This window comes from Actinomycetes bacterium, assembly GCA_035489715.1.
Taxonomy (GTDB): Bacteria; Actinomycetota; Actinomycetes; order JACCUZ01; family JACCUZ01; genus DATHAP01.
In genome coordinates, this window is sequence record DATHAP010000224.1 from 15,676 (window position 1) to 35,961 (window position 20,286).

The window sequence follows — 20,286 nt, forward strand, 5'->3', positions numbered from 1 at the left end:
CTCGGGGACGGGTGCGTCGGTCAGTCCGGGCCTGCCTTGTATCCGACCCCGCGGACCGTCACGACGACCTCGGGGCGCTCCGGGTCGCGCTCGACCTTGGACCGCAGGCGCTGGACGTGCACGTTGACCAGCCGGGTGTCGGCCGCGTGGCGGTAGCCCCACACCTGCTCCAGCAGCACCTCACGGGTGAAGACCTGCCACGGCTTACGGGCGAGCGCGACCAGCAGGTCGAACTCCAGCGGGGTCAGGGCGATCGGGGCGCCGTCGCGCCGGACCGAGTGGCCGGCCACGTCGATGACCAGGTCGCCGATCTCGAGCAGCTCGGGCGCCGGCTCCTCGCTGCGCCGCAGCCGGGCCCGGATGCGCGCCACCAGCTCCTTGGGCTTGAAGGGCTTGACGACGTAGTCGTCGGCGCCGGACTCCAGGCCGACGACGACGTCGATCGTGTCGGTCTTGGCGGTGAGCATGACGATCGGGACGCCGGACTCCGCGCGGATCGCCCGGCAGACGTCGATGCCGTCGGTGCCGGGCAGCATCAGGTCGAGCAGGACCAGGTCGGGCTTGTGCTCCCGGAACATCGGCAGCGCCTGGTCGCCGTCGGCGCACAGCGTCGGCTCGTAGCCCTCGCCGCGAAGCACGATGCCGAGCATCTCGGCCAGGGCGGTGTCGTCGTCGACGATCAGCACCCTGCCCTTCATCCGCTCACCCACGCGCGCTCGACCTCATGTGCTCATCGTGACACGTCAGCCGCGGGTTCGACGGTCGGCGTGACAGCATGTGCCGGGTGAGCGACCGACCGGGGTGGACGTCGCCCAGCGACCCGGGGCAGCCCGCCGACGACGTGCCGCCGGGCTGGGCCCCGCAGCAGCCGCCCGCCTACCGGCCCGCCGGCCCGCCGGCACCGCCGCCCGCTGGAGGTCAGCAGTGGGGCGGGCAGCCGCAGTGGGGCGGGCAGCCGCAGTGGGGTGGGCAGCCGCAGTGGGGACCGCCCCGACCCTGGGCGCCACCGCCGCCGAAGCCCGGCGTCATCCCGCTTCGACCGCTGGGCGTCGGAGAGCTGCTCGACGGCGCGATCTCGGCGATCCGGGCGCAGCCGGCGCTCATGCTCGGCCTGTCCGCGGTCGTCGCCGTCATCACCCAGCTGCTCACCGTCCCGCTGACCTGGCTGCTCCTGCGCGACGCCGGCGACGTGGCCTTCAGCGTCGAGGAGCCGGCCGACCCCGGGGAGGAGTTCTCCTTCGCAGCCAGCGCGCTGTCGGCCGGCGGGATCCAGCTCGTGGTGACACTGGTCGCCAGCCTGCTGCTCACCGGGATCCTCACCGTCGCGGTCAGCCGGGCCGTGCTCGGCGAGCGCATCGGCGCCGCCGTGGCGTGGGAGCGGGTCCGCCAGCGGGTGCCCGCCCTGCTCGGCGTGACCCTCCTGGTCATCCTGGTGGAGCTCGCGGTCCTCGCCGTGTGCGTCGGTCCCGGCGTGCTGCTGGCGGTCACGTCGGCACCGACGGTGGCGACGGTCCTCGCCTTCGTCGTGGGCATCCCGCTCGGCCTGGCGGCCGCCGTCTACCTGTACGTCGCCTTCGCGCTCGCCCCGGTGACCGTGGTCCTGGAGCGGCAGCCGGTCGTCGGCTCGCTGCGCCGCTCCAGGTCGCTGGTCACCGGTGCCTGGTGGCGGACCTTCGGCATCCTCCTGCTGGTCAACGTCATCGCCCAGCTGCTCGCCGGGGTGCTGAGCATCCCCTTCACGGTGCTGACGTTCCTGGTGTCCTTCGCGACCCAGGACGGCGCGATGAACCCGTACGAGGCCCTGCCGCTGATCGTCACGGCGCTCGGCACGATCGTCGCCTCCGCGGTCACCTGGCCGTTCACGGCGGTCTCGACCGCGCTGCTGTACGTCGACCGGCGGATGCGGCGCGAGGGACTGGACATCGAGCTGGCCCGCGCCGCCGGGGTGTCGAGCCCGATGTCGAGCACTCCCGCGGGCAGCCTCCCGACGGGTGGGCAGCCGCCGACCGGATGAGTCCCACCCGATGAGCGTGCCCGTCGAGGTCGGCCGCGAGGCCGCGCAGCAGGCCGCCCGCGAGGAGCTGGCCAAGCAGGTCTACCGCGAGGCCGGGCCCGGGCTCACCGAACGGTTCCTGCGCTGGCTGGTCGACAAGGCGACCGACCTGCTCGACGGGGCGGCCGGCGTGTCGCCAGGAGGGAAGGTCGGCGCCCTGGTCGTCCTGCTGCTGCTGGCCGCGGCCGCGATCGCGGTCCGCCGTCGGCTCGGCCCGGTGCGCCGGGCCGCCGGCGGGGACCAGCCGCTCTTCGACGGCACCGAGCGCAGTGCCGCGGAGCACCGCCGAGCGGCCGAGGCCCACGCCGCCGCGGGCGAGTGGGCCGAGGCGGTCCGCGAGCGGCTGCGCGCCGTCGTGCGCGACCTCGAGGAGCGCGGCGTCCTGGAGCCGCGCCCCGGTCGCACCGCCGACGAGGCGGCGGTCGAGGCCGGTGCCGTGCTACCCGCCTGCGCCGGCCAACTGCGGGCGGGGGCTCGGCTCTTCGACGACGTCTGGTACGGCGGCCGCCCCGCCACCCGCGCTGCCGACGACGAGCTGCGGGCGCTCGACCAGGCGGTCCGGTCGGCCCGCGCCGTCCCTGCGAGCGAGGGCTCGACGGGCGACGCCCCGGCGACCGCCGGTCGGCCATGGTGACGAGGGCATGGTGACGAGGGCATGGTGACCACGTCGTGGTGACGACCGCGCGCGAGCGGTTGCGAGCCGTCCGCGGCCCGGTCGTCGTCACGGTGGTCGTCCTGCTGGGCGCCGTCCTGCTGGCGCTCGCCGCCGGCGGGCCGACCTCCGGGCGCCTGGACCCGCGCGCACCCGACCCGTCGGGCAGCCGGGCGGTGGCCGAGCTGCTGCGGGACCAGGGCGTGCGGGTCGACCTGGTGCAGTCCACCGCCCGGGTCCGCGAGACGGCCGGGCCGGGCAGCACGCTGCTGGTCACCGATCCCGAGCTGCTCGCCGACTCGCAGGCGGCTGCGGTCCGGCGGACCGGTGCCGACCTGGTCGTCGTGGAGGCGGCCCGTCCCGGCCGCTTCGTGGCCGGGGTGGCGGCCGGCGCCCCGTCGGAGTTCGAGGTCCGGCAGCCCGGCTGCGGGCTGCCGCCGGCCCGGCGGGCGGGGGCCGCCGACACCGGCGGGGCGGCGTACGACGTGCGCCCTGGCGTCCCGGCCCGGCTCTGCTACGCCCGGGACGGCCGCCCGTCGGTGGTCCAGGTGCGCGACGGTGGCCGGCGGGTCACGCTGCTCGGCAGCGGGGTGCCGCTCACCAACCGCCGGCTCGGTGACGAGGGCAACGCGGCCCTTGCGCTCGGCCTGCTCGGTGGCCACGATCAGCTGGTCTGGTACCTCCCGTCGCTGGCCGACGTCCCGGCCTCCGCCGCCCGGGAGTCCGTCTACGACCTGGTCCCTGACGGGGTCTGGTGGGGGCTGGTGCAGCTCGGGGTTGCGGTCGTCCTGCTCGCGCTGTGGCGGGCCCGGCGGCTCGGGCCGGTGGTGACCGAGCCGCTGCCGGTCACGGTGCGGGCGGCCGAGACCGTGGAGGGCCGGGCCCGGCTCTACCGGCGGGGCCAGGCCCGTGACACGGCAGCCGAGTCCTTGCGCGCCGTACGCCGCTCCGGCCTGTCCGCCGCGCTCGGCCTGCCGGCCCGGTCGGCGCCGACCACCATCGTCGACGCCGTGGCCGCGCGCGCCGGTCGCCCGCCGGGCGAGGTGGGGCCGCTCCTGTACGGTGCCGCACCTGCCGACGACGCCGCCCTGGTGCGGCTCGCCGACGACCTCGACGCCCTCGACCGGGAGGTCCGCCGACCGTGACCGACTCTGCGACCGACTCTGCGACCGACTCTGCGACCGACCCGACCGCGCCGGACGCCCTGCGGGCGCTGCAGGCCGTGCGGGCCGAGGTGGCCAAGGCCGTGGTCGGCCAGGACGCCGCGGTCACCGGACTGGTCATCGCGCTGCTCTGCCGCGGTCACGTGCTGGTCGAGGGCGTGCCCGGCGTCGCCAAGACGCTCCTGGTGCGCGCCCTGGCCGCGTCGCTGTCGCTGGGCACCAAGCGGGTGCAGTTCACCCCCGACCTGATGCCGGGCGACGTGACCGGCTCGTTGGTCTACGACGCCCGCAGCTCGGCCTTCTCCTTCCGCGAGGGCCCGGTGTTCACCCACCTGCTGCTCGCCGACGAGATCAACCGCACGCCGCCCAAGACGCAGGCGGCGCTGCTGGAGGCGATGGAGGAGCGGCAGGTCACTGTCGAGGGCGAGGGCCGCCCGCTGCCCGACCCCTTCGTGGTGGTCGCCACACAGAACCCGGTGGAGTACGAGGGGACGTACCCGCTGCCGGAGGCCCAGCTGGACCGCTTCCTGCTCAAGCTCTCGGTGCCGCTCCCCTCGCGCGACGACGAGATCGGGGTGCTGCGCCGGCACGCCGAAGGCTTCGACCCGCGCGACCTGCGGGCCGCCGGGCTGTCCCCCGTCGCCGGCGCGGACGATCTGGCCGCCGGCCGGGCAGCGGTCCGCGAAGTGTCGATCACGCCCGAGGTCATGGGCTACGTCGTCGACCTGGCCCGGGCGACCCGCAGCTCGCCGTCGCTGCAGCTGGGTGTCTCGCCGCGCGGGGCCACCGCCCTGATGTCCGCCGCCCGGGCCTGGGCCTGGCTCTCCGGCCGCGACTACGTCACGCCCGACGACGTCAAGGCGCTGGCCCGACCTGCCCTGCGGCACCGGGTCGAGCTGCGGCCCGAGGCCGAGCTCGAAGGCGTCACGCCCGACGCGGTGCTCGAGGGCGTGCTCGGCACGGTGCCGGTGCCGAGGTAACGGAGGTAGCCGTGGCGCTCACCGGGCGGCTGGCGCTGCTCGCTGCCGGCGCGGCGGTGGGGGTCGGCCTGCTGGCGCCGACCGGGTGGGGCGTGCTGGTGGCCACCCTGGCGCTGGTGGCCCTGGCCGCGGTCGACGTCGCGCTCGCCGGGCCGGTGAGAGCGCTCCGGGTGCACCGCGACGGCGACTCCGCGGTCCGCCTCGGCGAGCCGGCCCAGGTCCGGCTGACGGTCGAGAACCCGTCGGGGCGGCGGGTCCGTGGCCGGCTGCGCGACGCCTGGCCGCCCAGCGCCGGCGCCCCGCAGCAGCGCCACGACCTCGACGTCCCGCCCGGCGAGCGTCGGCGGGTCAGCACCCACCTGCGGCCGACGCGCCGCGGCGACCGTCTCGCCGACCGGGTGACCGTCCGGTCGGTCGGCCCGATGGGGCTGGCCGCCCGCCAGGGCTCGCACCAGGTCCCGTGGCGGCTGCGCGCGCTGCCGCCGTTCGAGAGCCGGCGCTACCTGCCGTCACGACTGGCGCGGCTGCGCGAGATGGACGGCCGGTCGGCGGTGCAGGTGCGCGGGCAGGGCACCGAGTTCGACTCGCTGCGGGAGTACGTCGTGGGCGACGACGTGCGCTCCATCGACTGGCGGGCGTCGGCGCGGGCGGCCGACGTCATGGTCCGCACCTGGCGCCCGGAGCGGGACCGCCGGGTGCTGCTCGTCCTCGACTGCGGCCGCACCGCCGCCGGCCGGGTCGGCGACGCGCCTCGGCTGGACGCGGCGATGGACGCGGCCCTGCTGCTGGCTGCGCTCGCCGCCAGGGCGGGTGACCGGGTGGACCTCGTCGCCTACGACCGCGCGGTGCGCGCCCGGGTGGAGGGCGTCCCGGCCACCGGGCTGCTGCCGGCGCTCGTGCAGGCCATGGCGCCGCTGGACGCGTCGCTAGTCGAGCCCGACTACCGCGGCATGGTCTCGACGGTCCTCGCCAGCTCGGCCCGGCGCAGCCTGGTGGTGCTGCTCACGGCCCTCGACACCGCGCCGGTGGAGGAGGGGCTGCTGCCGGTGCTCGGCCTGCTGACCCGCCGCCACGGCGTGGTGCTGGCGTCGGTGGCCGACCCGCGGGTGGCCGAGATGGCCGCCGGGCGGGGCGAGGTGGCGGCGGTGTACGACGCCGCCTCCGCCGACCGGGCCGGGCTCGAGCGCGAGCGGCTGGGCCAGGTGCTGTCCCGCCGGGGCGTCGAGGTCGTCGACGCGCCACCGGGGCTGCTGGCGCCGCGACTGGCCGACCGATACCTCGCGCTCAAGGCCGCCGGCCGGCTCTGAGCCGCCACCGGCGGCTCACAGATGGGCAAGCACGGCACGGTACGTACCCTCCGGGTCACCCTCGATGCTGCGCACCTGCACCGCGCTGCGACCGGCGAGGCACCGGACGAGACGGGCGTACTGGTGGGCGTACCCGCCCGCCTCCTCGATGATCGACGCGGCCACCCGCTGATGCTCGGCCCGGACGGGGTCGTCCATGCGGGCGTGGAAGCGACGCTGCGCCGACCCGGGCTCGTCGACCAGGACGAGCTCGACGTGCCGCGCCCCGACCTCCCGGGCGAGGCCGGCCAGCCGGTCGAGGTAGCCGCCGTCCGCGACGAACTGGGGGATGACGACGTCATGGCCGGCGCCGAGATGCGTGCGCGCCATCGCGACACAGATCTCCCGGGCCAGCAGCCCGGACTGCGTCTCGCTGGCGCGCCAGACGCCCAGCAGGCTCCGCACGACGTCCTGCTCCACGGACAGGGCCATCGGGTGCTCGGCGAGGTAGCGCGACGCGAGCGTCGACTTCCCGATCCCGGGCGGCCCGTTCAGGACGAGGAGTGTGGGCGCGTCCGTCACCGCGTCTCGCCCGACTGGACCACGAGGCATCCGGTCACGCTGCGACCGGTGCCCGGGCCGCCTGGCCGGCGCCGGTCACCGCGCCGGTCTCGCCGGCCCGGACGGCACGGCCGCCGATCAGCACCACGTAGGCGAGGAAGGCCAGCCACACGGCGGCGCCGATGCCGACCCGGGCCCACGTGGGCAGGCCGGAGGGGGTGACGAACGCCTCGACGACACCGGAGACCGCGAGGGTCGCGGCCAGGCCGATCGCGAGCGCCCCCGCGGCCTGGCCCTCGTCGGCCAGCGCCTGCGACCTGGTGCGTGGCCCCGGATCCACCCATGCCCAGCCGAGACGCAGCCCGGCGCCGGCGGCCACGAAGACGCAGGTCAGCTCGAGCAGGCCGTGCGGCAGGATCAGCCCGAAGAACACGTCGAGTCGCCCGCCGGCCGCCATCAGCCCGCCGGAGATCCCCACGTTCAGCGCGTTGGTCCACAGGATCCAGAGGACCGGCACGACCAGCACCCCGAGCGCCAGGGCGAGCGCGGCGACCCACGCGTTGTTGGCGGCGACCCGGGCGGCGAAGGACCCGGCCGGCGCCGAGGAGTAGTAGTCCTCGAAGTCGCGCTGCACGAGCTGACGGATCTGCTCAGGCGCCGCGATGCTCGCCTGCACCCGCGGTGTCGCGGCCACCCACCAGCCGACGACCAGCCCGACCAGCGAGAAGCAGACGCCGACCGGGACCCACCACCGCGCGCTGCGGTAGAGGGCCGCCGGGTAGGTCCGCGCGAAGAAGCGGCCCAGGTCGGTCCAGGCCGGGGTCTCGGTGCCGGTCACGGCCGAGCGGGCGCGCGCGACGAGCGCGGACAGCCGGCCGACCAGGGCCGGGTCGGGCGACGCCGACCGCACGACTGACAGGTGGGTCGCGACCCGCTGGTAGAGCGTGACGAGCTCGTCGACCTCCGGGCCCGACCAGCGGCCCCGGCGCCGGACGCCTCCGGCTCGGCGGAGCAGCTGGTCCAGCCGGTCCCACTCGTGCCGGTGGGCGGCGACATACGCGTCGATGTCCACCCGCGAAGGCTAGCCTCGACCCGATGTCCCACCCAGCGATGTCCCACCCGGCGATGTCCCAGCGCGACGCCCTGGTGACCGGCGACGCGGTGGTGCTCGAGCTCCGGCCGGCCAAGCTGGCCAGCCGCGGCCTGGCGCTGGCGATCGACCTCACGGTCCAGCTCACCGTCCTGTTCGTCGGCGTGCTGGTCGTCGGCGGGCTGCTCGGCTCAGCCGACGCGGCGCTGGCCGCGGCTCTCGGCCTGACGTTCTTCGTCGCGGTCGTCGTCGGCTACCCGGTCGCGATGGAGACGTCGACGCGCGGCCGGTCGCTGGGCAAGCTGGCGCTCGGGCTGCGCGTCGTCCGCGAGGACGGCGGCCCGGTCCGGTTCCGGCACGCGTTCGTCCGGGCGCTGCTCGGCGTGGTGGAGATCTGGCTGTCGCTCGGGTCGATCGCCCTCATCGCCTCCCTGGCCAGCCGGCAGGGCCGGCGGCTCGGCGACTACCTGGCCGGCACCGTCGTCGTCCGCGAGCGGGTGCCGGTCGCCGGCCATCCGGTGGCGCCGATGCCGCCGCCCCTCGCCGGCTGGGCGACCGGGCTCGACCTGTCGCGACTGCCCGACGACCTGGCCCTCGCCGCCCGGCAGTTCCTGACCCGTGCCGGCGAGCTCTCCGCCGCCGCGCGCGAGGACATGGGGTCCCGGATCGCCACCGCGGTCGCCGCCGTCACCGCACCCGCGCCGCCCCCGGGCACCCCGCCGTGGGCCTTCCTGGCAGCGGTGCTGGCCGAGCGCCGGCGCCGGGAGCTGGCCCGGATGGGGGTGCCGGCGCCCGGAGCGCCCCCGCCGTTCCCGGCCGGACCGGCAGCGCCGTACGCCCCGCCGGTCGTCGCACCGCCGTACGCCCCGCTGCCGTACGGCGCCCAGCACCCGGCCGCGGCCCCGCCACCGGCCCAGCCGTCGGACCTCCCGCCCGGTTCCTTCGCGCCGCCGGGCTGAGCGGCCGCGCGTAGCATCACCCCGTGACGACCACCCCGCCGCCGGACCAGCCGGACTTCGCCGACCTGGCGGCCCGGTTGCACGGCGGGCGGAGCGTGTCCGAGGTGCACGAGATCGTCGTGTCCTCCGCGCCGTCGCTCATCGACGGCTGCGACCGGGCGGCGATCGGCGTGCTCGAGGGCGACCGGTTCCGCAGCGCCGCCTCAACCGACGACGTGATGCGGCTGATCGACGAGCTGCAGGACGAGCTCGGCGAGGGGCCGTGCCTGGAGGCGAGCACTGAGGGGGTGGTGCAGGTCGACAACGACATCGCCTCGCACAGCAGCTGGCCCCGGCTGGCCCAGGTGGTGCTCGCACGCACGCCGGTGCGGGCGATGCTCGCGGTGCCGCTGATCAACGACGGCCAGCGCTCCGGTGCGCTCAACGTCTTCGCCGACCGGACCGGCGCGTTCGACCAGGACTCGGTGGCGCAGGCAAGCATCCTCGCCTCGTTCTCGTCGGTCGCCCTCGCCGCGGCCCGCCAGTCGACGCTCGCGCAGCAGTACCAGGAGGGCATGGCGACCAACCGCGAGATCGGCGCAGCGGTCGGGATCCTCATGGCGACCCACAAGATCTCCCAGGCGGCCGCCTTCGACATGCTCAGCGGGGCATCGCAGCGGCTCAACCGCAAGCTGCGCGACATCGCGGCGAGCATCGTCCGAGACCACGACGGCAGCGGGCACACCGACGCCGGCTGACCCACCCAGGGGCAGGTCAGCCGGCGTCCGGTCAGCGGGTGGTGACTCCCGGGGCGTCGGCGGTCAGTAGCGGTAGTGGTCGGGCTTGTACGGCCCGGCCACGTCCACGCCGATGTACTCCGCCTGCTCCTTGCTGAGCTTGGTGAGCTTCACGCCCAGGGCGTCGAGGTGCAGCCGCGCGACCTTCTCGTCGAGGTGCTTGGGCAGCACGTAGACCTGCTTCTCGTACTGGTCGTTCTTCGTCCACAGCTCGATCTGGGCGATCGTCTGGTTGGCGAACGAGTTCGACATCACGAAGCTGGGGTGGCCGGTCGCATTGCCCAGGTTCAGCAGGCGGCCCTCGGACAGCACGATGATCGAGTGCCCGTCGGCGAAGGTCCACTCGTCGACCTGCGGCTTGATGGTCGTGCGGCGCACGTCCTTGGTGCGGGCCAGCCCGGCCATGTCGATCTCGTTGTCGAAGTGGCCGATGTTGCCGACGATCGCCTGGTGCTTCATCCGCGCCATGTCGGCCGCGCTGATGATGTCCTTGTTGCCGGTGGCGGTGATGAAGATGTCAGCGGTCTCGACGACGTCGTCGAGGGTGGTGACCTGGTAGCCGTCCATCGCGGCCTGCAGCGCGCAGATCGGGTCGACCTCGGTGACGATGACGCGGGCGCCCTGGCCGCGCAGCGACTCGGCGCAACCCTTGCCCACGTCGCCGTAGCCGAGGACGACCGCGACCTTGCCGCCAATGAGCACGTCGGTGGCCCGGTTGATGCCGTCGATCAGCGAGTGGCGGGTGCCGTACTTGTTGTCGAACTTCGACTTGGTCACCGAGTCGTTGACGTTGATGGCCGGGAACAGCAGGTCGCCCGACTTGGCGAACTCGTAGAGGCCGTGCACACCGGTCGTCGTCTCCTCGGTGACGCCCTTGATGCCCTCGCCCATCCGCGTGTACTTGGTCGGGTCGGCGGCCACCGACGCGCGCAGCAGGTCGAGGATGACGGCGTACTCCTCGGAGTCCTCCTCGCCCGCGGTCGGCACCGCGCCGGCCTTCTCGAACTCGCTGCCCTTGTGGATCAGCAAGGTCGCGTCGCCGCCGTCGTCGAGCAGCATGTTCGGACCCTTGCCGTCAGGCCAGGTCAGCATCTGCTCGGTGCACCACCAGTACTCCGGCAGCGTCTCGCCCTTCCAGGCGAAGACCGGCGTGCCGGCCGGCGCGTCGACGGTTCCGTCCTTGCCGACGACGACCGCAGCGGCGGCGTGGTCCTGGGTGGAGAAGATGTTGCAGGAGACCCAGCGGACGTCGGCGCCGAGCGCGCCGAGGGTCTCGATCAGGACGGCGGTCTGCACGGTCATGTGCAGGGAGCCGGCGATGCGGGCACCGGCGAGCGGCTGGCTCGCGCCGAACTCCTCGCGCAGCGCCATCAGGCCGGGCATCTCGTGCTCGGCGAGGCGGATCTCGTTGCGGCCGTACTCGGCCAGCGACAGGTCGGCGACCTTGTAGTCACCAGGCTTGAGGGTGGTCATGCGGGTGCTCCTCGGATGGGTCGGCGGTCAAGGGCGTGCGGACGCGACGCGCAGTCAGCAAACGGCGGTACGTCCGGCAGGTGCCCGGCGCGGCCCCTCAGGGCCATCCCATCAGCGACGCCAGACTCGATCGAGCGATCGACCGGTCCTGCAGTCTACCGGGCCGGCGGCACCAGGTCATCCCCGTCCCGGGCGGCGTGCGCGGCGGCCTGGGTGGCCGGCTCGGCGGCGGGCCGGTCGGCCGGCTCGGCCGCGGGTCGGAGCAGGTCGGGCTCGAGGTAGATCACCCGGGCGATCGGCTCGGCCTCGCGCACCCGCACCTCGGCGGCGTCGATCGCCCGCGCGACCTCGGCGGCGGTGTCGTCGTGGCGCACCGCGATCTTCGCCGCCACGAGCAGCTCCTCCGGGCCGAGGTGCAGCGTGCGCATGTGGATGACCCGCTCGACGCTGTCGTCGGCCAGCAGCGCGGCCTCGATCCGGCGCACCGCCTCAGGGGTCGCCCCCTCGCCCAGCACCAGGCTCTTGGTCTCGAGCGCGAGGACGACGGCGATGACGACGAGCAGCACCCCGATGCAGACCGTGCCGAGCCCGTCCCACGTGCCGTCGCCGGTGATCAGCGTGAGGCTGACCCCGATCAGCGCGAGCACCAGCCCGATCAGCGCGCCGAGGTCCTCGAGGAGGATCACCGGGAGCTCGGGTGCCTTGGCGTGCCGGACGAACTGCACCCAGGACTGGCCGCCCCGGACGTGGTTGGACTCGACGATCGCGGTGCGGAAGGAGAAGCCCTCCATCGCGACGGCCGCGAGCAGCACCGCGATGGGCACCCACTGCCACTCGTCGATCGGCTCGGGGTGCTGCAGCTTGTGCCAGCCCTCGTACAGCGCGAAGAGGCCGCCCACGCTGAAGAGGACGATGGCGACGATGAAGGCGTAGATGTAGCGCTCGCGGCCGTAGCCGAAGGGGTGCTCCGGCGTCGCGGCCCGCTTGGCCCGCCGGCCGCCCACGAGCAGCAGTCCCTGGTTGCCCGAGTCGGCCACCGAATGGATCGACTCGGCCAGCATCGAGGACGAGCCGGTCAGCAGGAACGCCACGAACTTGGTGACCGCGATGCCAAGGTTGGCCGCGAGCGCCGCGACGATGGCCCGCGAGCCGCCGGCGGCGCTCAACGGTCGCCACCCGCCCCGACGGCTCCGGACTTCAGCGCGACGATCGGCTCGATCGGCGACGGATCCAGGCCCTGCAGGAGCGCGAGGTAGACGCTCGCGAAGTCCAGCGGGGCGACCAGGCTGGCCAGCCGCAGCAGCGGCTCGTCGCCCTGCGCGCGCAGCACGTCGACGGCGACCTCGAACCGCTGGGCGAGCTCGACCGTCGCGTCGGCCCGCCGGGACACCTGCTGGACCTCCTCGGTGTCGCGCAGCAGGACGACCCGCATCCGTGGGCGGTCACCGCCCGGCACCGGGTCCTCGAACGGGTCGCGGAAGATGTCCTCCTGGGCCTCGCCGAGCGACCCGAAGCGACCGGCCATCACGACGACCTGGTTGTGGTGGACCTCGGTCAGCGCCCCGCTGACCGCGGGGTACTTGGCGTTCTCCGCGAGCTGGGCGGCGAAGCGCGCGGCCGCGACCGACGCCACGTCGCTGGCGCCCCAGACGTACGGCAGCGAGCCGGCCACCTGCACCGCCAGCTGCTTGGCCGGGTTGAGCGAGCTCTCGGCGCCCGGGCCGCACGCCTCGCTGGTCTCGTCCAGCACGTCGGCCAGGTGGGCCAGCTGAAGGGCCGGCACGTCGGCCAGCTCCAGGGCGTCGAGCACCCGCAGCACCGGGACCGCGAGGCCCCAGAGGTTGGCCCGCGGCATCCGGCCACGTGCGTCGACCGGCAGGTGCACCGCCCGGCCGTCGTCGGCGCGCGCCGACAGCGGCGAGCCGGCGGCACCGACGGTGACCACCCGGGCGCCGCGCCGGATCGCCTCGTCCAGCGCGGACAGGGTCTCCTCCGTCCCGCCGGAGCAGGAGACCGCGACGACGAGGTCCATGCCGCCCACCCAGCCGGGCAGTTGGTGGCCGCGGTGCGCGACGACCGGGACCGGGCAGCCCAGCCCGGCGACGGAGGCGGCGACCTCGGCGGCGATGCCTGAGCCGCCCATGCCGGTCACCACGACCGCCCGCGGCCGACCGTCCACGACCACCGCGCCGAGCAGCTCGTCACCGACGTGCAGGACCGCTTCGCGCACCTGCGCACCCGCCGTCGCGACGGCCCGCAGCATCGCGCTCGCGTCGAGGAGCTCCAGCGCCTCGCGATCGTCGAGGACGCTGTCGTCCATCAGTGGCGCGCCGGTCACGAGGGCCGCCGGGCCTCGTCGATCAGCAGCACCGGGATGTCGTCGCGGACCGGGTAGGCCAGGCCGCAGGTGGTCGAGGTGCAGACCAGCTCCTGCGCCTCGTCGTCGACCCGCAGGGCGGCGTGGCACTGCGGGCAGGCCAGGATCTCCAGCAGGCGGGGGTCGAGCTGCACGGCACTCCTCGGGTCGGGTCGGCTCAGGTGGTGGCAGGCGGCGGGCCGGCGGGCGTGCCCCCGCGAACCACGGCGAGGACGTCGTCGCGGACCGCGGACATCGTGGCCTCGTCGGCCGCCTCGACGTTGAGCCGCAGCAGCGGCTCGGTGTTGGACGGGCGGAGGTTGAACCACCAGCCGGCGGTGTCGACCGTCATGCCGTCGAGGTCGTCGACCGAGACGCCGGGCAGGTCGGCGTACCGCTGGCGGACCGCCGCCGTCGCGGCCGCGGCGTCGGCGACCTCGCTGTTGACCTCGCCGGACGCGGTGTAGCGCTCGAAGCCGGCCGCCAGCGCCGAGAGCGGGCGCTCCTGCTCGCCGAGCGCGCGCAGGACGTGCAGCGCCGCGAGCATGCCGGTGTCGGCCCGCCAGAAGTCGCGGAAGTAGTAGTGCGCGGAGTGCTCGCCACCGAAGATCGCCCCGGTGCGGGCCATCTCGGCCTTGATGTAGGAGTGGCCGACCCTGGTCCGGACCGGGACGCCGCCGTGCTCGCTCACCAGCTCCGGCACCGCGCGCGACGTGATCAGGTTGTGGATGACTGTGGCGCCCGGCTCCTTGGCGAGCTCGCGCAGCGCGACCATGGCCGTGACGGCCGAGGGCGAGACCGGCGCACCGCGCTCGTCCACCGCGAAGCACCGGTCGGCGTCACCGTCGAAGGCCAGGCCGATGTCCGCGCCCTCGGCCCGGACCCGCTCCTGGAGGTCCACGAGGTTGGCCGGATCCAGCGGGTTGGCCTCGTGGTTGGGGAAGCTGCCGTCGAGCTCGAAGTACATCGGCACCACGTCGACCGGGAGCCCGGCGAGGACGGTCGGCACGGTGTGGCCGCCCATCCCGTTGGCGGCGTCGACGACGACCTTCAGTGACCGGATGGCCGAGAGGTCGACCAGCCCGCGCAGGTAGGCGGCGTAGCCGGCGAGGACGTCCTGGCTGCGGACGGTGCCCGGCGTGCCGTCGTGGTCCGGGACGCCGTCCTCGGCCAGCCGCCGCACCTCTGCCAGGCCCGAGTCGGCACCGACCGGCACGGCACCGGCCCGGCAGAGCTTGATGCCGTTGTAGCGGGCCGGGTTGTGGCTGGCGGTGAACATCGCGCCCGGCAGGTCGAGGTGGCCGCTGGCGAAGTAGAGCTGGTCGGTCGAGGCCAGCCCGATCTCGACGACGTCGGCGCCCTGGGCGGTGGCCCCGTCGGCGAAGGCGGCCACCAGCCCGGGCCAGCTCGGCCGCATGTCGTGGCCGACGACGACCGCGGAGCCGGCCGCGCCGACCACCCGGACGAACGCCGCACCGATCGCCCGCGCCACGCCTTCGTCGAGCTGGTCGGGTACCACGCCGCGGACGTCGTACGCCTTGACGACGTCGGACAGGTCGGCGGTTCGCAGCGGCACGCGGGCGAGCCTAGCGAGGCGGCACGCGGCGGCTCAGGGCGGCGCCGTCCCGGGCGGAACGTCGGGGTTGGTCAGGGCTTGCGCGTCTTGTCCAGCACCCGCTGGACCGGGAGCACGGCGGGGCCGACGGCGGTGCTCTCCTCCCAGGTGCGGTGCTCGCAGCGGTGGCAGGAGGTGAACTGCACCGGTGACCCGTCGGTGAGCGCCATCGCGATCCGGGTGACCCGCTCGCTGCCGCAGGCCTGGCACGCGGCGCCGTCGCGCGCGCCCGGCTGGGTCAGGGATCCGAGGGGCACGTGCTGCGCGGGGGTGGACGACCGAGCCATGGGGACCTGCTCTCCGGTGGAGGTGCTTGCTCGTGCACGGAGGAGGTCGGCAGGTCCGCCGAGATGCTTGAGGATGCGGAGGTTCCCGGGCGTACGTCGCAGAGCGGACATCCGGCGACGCCACCCGGTCAGCCAGTCCGCCGGTCGGCAGGCACGGGGGTCGGTCAGGCGTCGGGGCTGCGCAGCATCCGCAGGTGGCCGCGCCGGCCGGCCTCCACCGGCTCGGGCTCCCGCGGCGGTGCCGGGCGGGCCGCCTCGCGCACCGCGTCGGCCAGCGCCTCGAGGTCGTCGCTGCTGGGGCCGAGCCTGTCCGGGTCCGGGGCGAGCCGCAGGACCTCCCATCCGCGCGGGGCGGTGAGCCGCTCGGAGTGGGACGCGCACAGGTCGTAGCAGTGCGGCTCCGCGTAGGTGGCCAGCGGGCCGAGCACGGCCGTGGAGTCCGCGTAGACGTAGGTGAGCGTCGCGACCGCCGGGCGACCACAGGCGGTCCGCGAACAGCGGCGGACGGGGCTCACGGGGCGAACGGTACCGACCGGCGGGCCCGCAGCCGCGCCAACACGCCCGCGCGGAGGCCGCGGCAGCACTGGCTACGCTGGCTGGGTGGAAGGGCGGCGCGGGGACGGCGGGGCCCGTCGGCCGCGGGCCGTGCCGGCGAGCCGGAGCCGGAGCCGCCACCGCGACCGGCGCGGCCGGGGGCTGCGCGGCCCGCTGGCGCCCGGGGACCTCCCGGTGTCGCGGACCCGTGCGGAGCAGTTCGACGAGCTGGTGCTGGCGGCCGTGAGCCGCCTCGAGTCCCGCTGGGCCACCGAGCTGGCCGACGTCGAGGTGCAGGTCGAGGAGGTCCCCGAGGCCGGCGACCACGAGGTCCCGCTGGGCCGCACCGAGCCGGCGACGACGCAGGACCCGGCCCGGATCGTCGTCTACCGGCGCCCCGTCGAGGCCCGCGCCCATGGCCTGCGAGCCCGTGAGCTGCTCGTCCACGACGTCGTGGTCGAGCAGCTGGCCGACCTGCTCGGCCTCGACCCGGGCACGGTCGACCCCGAGGGCTGACCCCTCAGCCGGCCGGCGGCAGGCCGCTCGACAGGTCGGGGGCGACGAGCGGGACCTCGACGACGTACCGCCCGGGCTGGACCGGGCCCGAGGTGACGAACGGGCCGCGCTCCTCGTCCTCGTCGAGCTGGCGGACCGCGAGGACCGGGCCGGAGCCGCGCACGGGGACGACGGCCAGCGCGAAGGACTCGACGCTGCTGACCGTGCTGAGGTCGAGCGCGACCTGGGTCCCCTCGGACACCCTGACCTCGGTGGGCTCCCCGTCGGCCGGGTCGAGCGGCACCAGCCTGACCCGGGCCGCGCCGCGCGGCGCGGTGAGCAGCAGCGTGCTGGTGACGACCTCGCCGCCGCGGGCGTCCACCACCACGCCCGGGGTCGACGCGGTCAGCGGGGCGGTCGCCGCGGTGTATGCGATCTCGCCGAGCTCGCCGGTCTCCCCGGTCAGCTCGGTCAGGACACCGGCGGTCACCGGCACGTCGGAGGCGAGCTCGACGGTCACCGGCTCGCCCGATGCGAACGGCGCGACGTCGACGTCGGTCACGGTGCCGGCCCGGACCTCGATGACGTCCAGCCCGGCGGGGGCGAACGCGCCGGACTCGGTGACCAGCCGCACCCGCACGATGCCGTCGGAGTCGCCCGGTGCGACGACCTGCAGCCGCCGCTTCCCGGTGCCGCCCGGGACCCCGGGCACCAGGAGCCGCCGGGTCGGCGCCTGCGCGGGCGGCAGCCAGTCCGCACCCAGCGGCGTGAGCCCGTCGACCTGCTGGTCGCGCACGGCGGCGGCGATGCGGCCCTGGCGGGCGTGCACGTGCACGGCGAACCGCTCGGTGCCGGGCGCCAGGGCGTCGAGCAGCCGCACCTCCTGCCGGCCCGGGGCCACTGTGACGCCGCGTCCGTCCGGGGCGTCGATCGGGCCGTCCGGGCCGTACAGCGTCAGGTCCACCACGGCCGGCGCGGCCTCGATGTTGGTGAGGTAGACCCGGCCGCGCTGGCCGACGACCGCCCCGCTGCCCACGAACCAGGCGTCGGTGTCGGACGGCGCGCAGGTCACCCCGGCCAGCCCGCGCATGGTGGCCTGGGTGCTCCGGGTCAGCTGGGCGGCCACCAGCCCAGGTGCCGACCGGCCGGTGCCCCGCGCCGCGACCGGGCCCGGCCCGTCGACGTCGTCGTCGCTGTCGGGGTCCTCGACCTCGGTGACCTCCGCGCCGGGGGCGACGAGGCGGGACAGGTTCGCCGACCCGGGTCGGGTCGGCGTCAGCACGGCGCTGCCGAGGCTGCCGGGGCCGTCGGAGCCATCAGAGCCGCTGGAGCCGCTGGTGCCCTCGGCGGTGTCGCCGGGCGCGGCCAGCGCGATCTCGGTCATCGTGCCCTCGTCGACGACCGGGTCGGGGCAGGCGGCGGCCGACCGGGCGACCGGCACCTGCTCGGCCCGGGCCGCCGGCGCCCCCTGGTCAGGGGCCGCGGCCGCGACCGGCCGGGTGAGCTCGGCCACGACGACGAGCCCGACGAGGAGCAGCACGACGAGCAGCAGCGCTGTGCCCGGGCGCCGCCACAGCCGCCGGGTCACCCGAGCCTCCGGGCGCCCACCGGCGGCACCGCGCTGCCGGTGCCACTGGTCTCGCCGGTGCCGCTGGTCTCGCCGGTCTCGCCGGTCTCGCCGGTGCCAGTGGCGTCGCCGGTGCCGCCGGTGCCGTCGCTCTCGTCGATCTCGTCCTCCTCGGTGCGCACCTGGGGCAGCGCCAGCACGGCCACCAGCACCACCACAGCGAGCTGCACCCACAGCAGCACGGTGCGGATGCCCTGGTCGTGGCGGAGCGAGAGCCGGCCCCCGTCTCGCGGCACCAGGAACGCCTGCGCCCAGCCGTCGTAGCCACGGCCTTCGAGCGCCTCGCCGTCGACCGTCGCCCGCCACCCGTCGTCGCGCGGGTCGGCGAGCACGAGCAGCCGGTCGGCCACTGGTCCTGATGCGCGGGGCAGGTCGGCCGAGGCGCGCACCTGCCCGGCCGGGACGACCCGGCCCTCGGGCGGTGCCCCGTCCGGGCCGACGACCGGGGCACCGTTGGGCAGCAGACGCAGCCGACCGGTGCGGTAGTCGACCCGCCACAGCACGGTGCCGCCTGCGCCGCTGACCCGCACCATGCCGGGCACGGCGTCGACGGCTCGGGCCACCGCCGGGTCGGCCGGCCGGGCGAGCAGCACGAAGCGGATGCCGTAAGGCACCAGCCGGGCAGCGGCGTCACCGCCGCGCCCGGACGCCAGGTCCGCCACGACCCGGTCCAGCGCGGTCGTTGCCGAGGCCGGCGGCGCGAGCTCGGCGTCGCCGGTGCGCGGCCCCTCGGAGCGCAGCAGCGCGTAGGTCAGGTCCCCCTGCCCCCGGGCCCGCAGCACCAGGGTGCGCGGCCGGGCCGGCTGGTCGCCCTCGGCCGCGACGAACGCCGGCAGCAGCACCGGGTCCCGCCGGTCCAGCGGGTCACCGGCGCCGGCGACCGCCCACCAGCCGGCCAGGACCAGGGGCATGACCAGGGCCAGCCCGGCGAGCACCGCGACCGCCGGCTGCCGCCAGCCGAAGCTGCTGCCGGCAACCCGGTCCCGTGCACCCTGCGCCCCTGTAGCGGCGGCGAGCACCAGACCGGCCCCGGCGAGCAGCAGGGCCGGTCCCGGCCAGGCGGGGACCGGGTCCTCGAGGGTCGGGGCGGTGACATCGGCCCGCGACTGCAGCACGGCGGCGACCAGCCCGGTGCCGGCCAGGACCCAGCCGGCCAGGACCGGGCGGCGCCGGTCCGGCCGCAGCAGGGCCGCCAGCGCCACCAGCAACAGCGGCGCGGTGAGGACCCACGGCAGGGCGCCGGGACCGCCGGGATGCAGGAGCACCAGCGACAACGGCTCCGGGTCGGCGTCGGAGAGGGCCGGGCCGGGCAGGCCGGCCTCCAGGAGCAGCAGCTGGGGGTCGGCCACCAGGGCCGGCAGCCACGGCAGCAGCAGGGCGACCGGCACCAGGACGAGGACGGCCAGCCGCAGCAGGTCGCGTCCGCGCACCACGAGCAGCGCCAGCAGGGCCAGGGCGAGCACCACCCCGGCCACCCCCGGCACGAAGGCCGTCGCCACCCCGAGCAGCATGGCGGTGCCCCACGCCGCGCGGGTGCTGCCCGGCCCGCGGCGCGGGTCCAGGCCCAGCGCGCGCACCGTGGTCAGCGCCACCAGCGGCAGCAGGACCGCGAGCACCGCCGTGCCCAGGCGTCCCGCGGCGACGGCACCCAGCGTGGGCGGCAGGAGGGCGTACGTCGCGGCCGCCCAGACGCGCACCGGCACGGTCGCCACGACCCGGCGGGCCGCCAGGTAGCCGGTGGCCCCGGCGAGCGGGACCGCGCCGAGCAGGACCAGGTCGACCGCCCGCTCCGGCCCGCCGAGCACGGTCGACAGCGCGCCCAGCACGGCCAGGTAGGGCGGCGCGAGCGTGTCGCTGCCCACCCCGACCGGGTGCCAGGCCGCCACGTAGGCCCGCCACAGGTCGGCGGCGTGGTCGGGCGCCGGGAGCAGGGCACCGCCGAGGAGGCGGCCGTCGCCGACCAGGGACCTCGCAGCAACCAGCGCGACAACGGTCAGCGCCACCACCACGCCGACCGAGGGACGTAGGACGAACCGGCGCAGCGGGCCGGTGCCCCACGACGGCAGGTCCTCGTCCTCCTCGGACGTCGGCCCGGTCGAGGGAGCGGCGGTCCCTGGGCGGGACGGGCCGCGGGCCGCCCCGCGGTGCCGGCCGCCCGCCACGTCACCCGCCCCGGTGCCGGTCACCAGGGCGGCGGTCTCCATCAGGTGCCGCAGCCCGGCCGACCGTGGCGCGAGCAGTCGGACGGCTGAGCGCGCCGGAACCCGCCCGGTGCGCCGTCGACGCCGGCGCGCCGCCACCAGCCGGTCCGGCCGCCCGACCACCGCGAGCAGCGCCCCCAGCTCGTCGGCGGAGTGGCGGGGCAGCTTGCCGACGAGG

The 20,286-nt window shown here is 75.9% G+C and carries 20 protein-coding genes; 8 read left to right on the forward strand and 12 right to left on the reverse strand.

What is annotated here, in order from left to right:
• Positions 1 to 20 precede the first annotated feature (20 nt).
• On the reverse strand, positions 21 to 698 hold the full coding sequence (gene mtrA / locus VK640_17530) for an MtrAB system response regulator MtrA (GenBank protein ID HTE74980.1): 678 nt from the start codon (positions 696 to 698) through the stop codon (positions 21 to 23).
• An 86-nt stretch (positions 699 to 784) separates the two neighbouring features.
• Here mtrA and VK640_17535 point away from each other — a divergent pair, with 86 nt between their 5' ends.
• Genes VK640_17535 through VK640_17555 form a run of 5 tightly spaced genes read left to right on the forward strand, consistent with a single transcriptional unit; the run spans position 785 to position 6,155 of the window.
• Positions 785 to 2,014: a hypothetical protein gene (locus tag VK640_17535; protein HTE74981.1), complete on the forward strand. Its 1,230-nt coding sequence runs from the start codon at positions 785 to 787 to the stop codon at positions 2,012 to 2,014.
• A gap of 10 nt (positions 2,015 to 2,024) precedes the next feature.
• The gene (locus tag VK640_17540; GenBank protein HTE74982.1) at positions 2,025 to 2,687 is read left to right on the forward strand and encodes a DUF4129 domain-containing protein; all 663 of its coding nucleotides are present in this window, start codon (positions 2,025 to 2,027) and stop codon (positions 2,685 to 2,687) included.
• 38 nt (positions 2,688 to 2,725) lie between these two features.
• Entirely contained in the window at positions 2,726 to 3,850 is a 1,125-nt protein-coding gene (locus tag VK640_17545; GenBank protein ID HTE74983.1) for a DUF4350 domain-containing protein, read from the forward strand.
• 59 nt (positions 3,851 to 3,909) lie between these two features.
• Positions 3,910 to 4,848, forward strand: coding sequence for a MoxR family ATPase (locus VK640_17550; protein HTE74984.1), 939 nt, complete (start codon positions 3,910 to 3,912; stop codon positions 4,846 to 4,848).
• A gap of 11 nt (positions 4,849 to 4,859) precedes the next feature.
• Positions 4,860 to 6,155 (forward strand): DUF58 domain-containing protein, encoded by a 1,296-nt coding sequence (locus tag VK640_17555; protein ID HTE74985.1) that lies wholly within the window; start codon positions 4,860 to 4,862, stop codon positions 6,153 to 6,155.
• A gap of 15 nt (positions 6,156 to 6,170) precedes the next feature.
• Here the strand turns inward: VK640_17555 and VK640_17560 are convergent, their stop codons facing one another.
• Positions 6,171 to 6,746 carry an AAA family ATPase gene (locus VK640_17560; protein ID HTE74986.1) on the reverse strand — a complete coding sequence of 192 codons (576 nt, stop codon included), beginning with the start codon at positions 6,744 to 6,746 and terminating at the stop codon, positions 6,171 to 6,173.
• 4 nt (positions 6,747 to 6,750) lie between these two features.
• Positions 6,751 to 7,767: a stage II sporulation protein M gene (locus VK640_17565; GenBank protein ID HTE74987.1), complete on the reverse strand. Its 1,017-nt coding sequence runs from the start codon at positions 7,765 to 7,767 to the stop codon at positions 6,751 to 6,753.
• Between the two features lie 23 nt (positions 7,768 to 7,790).
• Between VK640_17565 and VK640_17570 the strand changes: the two genes are divergently transcribed.
• Positions 7,791 to 8,744 (forward strand): RDD family protein, encoded by a 954-nt coding sequence (locus VK640_17570; GenBank protein ID HTE74988.1) that lies wholly within the window; start codon positions 7,791 to 7,793, stop codon positions 8,742 to 8,744.
• 23 nt (positions 8,745 to 8,767) lie between these two features.
• Positions 8,768 to 9,481, forward strand: a complete 714-nt coding sequence (locus tag VK640_17575; protein HTE74989.1) for a GAF and ANTAR domain-containing protein — start codon at positions 8,768 to 8,770, stop codon at positions 9,479 to 9,481.
• Positions 9,482 to 9,544: 63 nt separating this feature from the next.
• On the opposite strand, the gene ahcY is transcribed toward VK640_17575, so the two are convergent.
• The 7 genes from ahcY to VK640_17610 form a co-directional block, all read right to left on the reverse strand.
• Complete coding sequence (gene ahcY / locus VK640_17580; protein HTE74990.1) at positions 9,545 to 10,993, reverse strand: adenosylhomocysteinase; 1,449 nt, start codon at positions 10,991 to 10,993, stop codon at positions 9,545 to 9,547.
• A 155-nt stretch (positions 10,994 to 11,148) separates the two neighbouring features.
• Positions 11,149 to 12,159 carry a cation diffusion facilitator family transporter gene (locus VK640_17585; GenBank protein HTE74991.1) on the reverse strand — a complete coding sequence of 337 codons (1,011 nt, stop codon included), beginning with the start codon at positions 12,157 to 12,159 and terminating at the stop codon, positions 11,149 to 11,151.
• Positions 12,156 to 13,331 (reverse strand): SIS domain-containing protein, encoded by a 1,176-nt coding sequence (locus VK640_17590; protein HTE74992.1) that lies wholly within the window; start codon positions 13,329 to 13,331, stop codon positions 12,156 to 12,158. The genes VK640_17585 and VK640_17590 overlap by 4 nt, the downstream gene beginning before the upstream one ends.
• Complete coding sequence (locus VK640_17595) at positions 13,328 to 13,504, reverse strand: Trm112 family protein (GenBank protein ID HTE74993.1); 177 nt, start codon at positions 13,502 to 13,504, stop codon at positions 13,328 to 13,330. Before VK640_17595 ends, VK640_17590 begins: the two co-directional genes overlap by 4 nt.
• 23 nt (positions 13,505 to 13,527) lie before the next feature.
• Positions 13,528 to 14,925: a phosphomannomutase/phosphoglucomutase gene (locus tag VK640_17600; protein HTE74994.1), complete on the reverse strand. Its 1,398-nt coding sequence runs from the start codon at positions 14,923 to 14,925 to the stop codon at positions 13,528 to 13,530.
• Between the two features lie 71 nt (positions 14,926 to 14,996).
• Positions 14,997 to 15,251, reverse strand: a complete 255-nt coding sequence (locus VK640_17605; protein ID HTE74995.1) for a hypothetical protein — start codon at positions 15,249 to 15,251, stop codon at positions 14,997 to 14,999.
• 164 nt (positions 15,252 to 15,415) lie between these two features.
• Positions 15,416 to 15,766 carry a DUF3499 domain-containing protein gene (locus tag VK640_17610; GenBank protein HTE74996.1) on the reverse strand — a complete coding sequence of 117 codons (351 nt, stop codon included), beginning with the start codon at positions 15,764 to 15,766 and terminating at the stop codon, positions 15,416 to 15,418.
• An 85-nt stretch (positions 15,767 to 15,851) separates the two neighbouring features.
• Between VK640_17610 and VK640_17615 the strand changes: the two genes are divergently transcribed.
• Positions 15,852 to 16,301 carry a metallopeptidase family protein gene (locus tag VK640_17615; GenBank protein HTE74997.1) on the forward strand — a complete coding sequence of 150 codons (450 nt, stop codon included), beginning with the start codon at positions 15,852 to 15,854 and terminating at the stop codon, positions 16,299 to 16,301.
• Positions 16,302 to 16,305: 4 nt separating this feature from the next.
• Here VK640_17615 and VK640_17620 read toward each other — a convergent pair whose 3' ends face one another.
• A complete protein-coding gene (locus VK640_17620; GenBank protein ID HTE74998.1) occupies positions 16,306 to 17,868 on the reverse strand; it encodes a DUF5719 family protein in 1,563 nt (520 codons plus the stop codon).
• Positions 17,865 to 20,286, reverse strand: a 2,422-nt coding sequence (locus VK640_17625) for a family 2 glycosyl transferase (GenBank protein HTE74999.1), incomplete at its 5' end; no start/stop codon positions are given. The genes VK640_17620 and VK640_17625, both read right to left, overlap by 4 nt.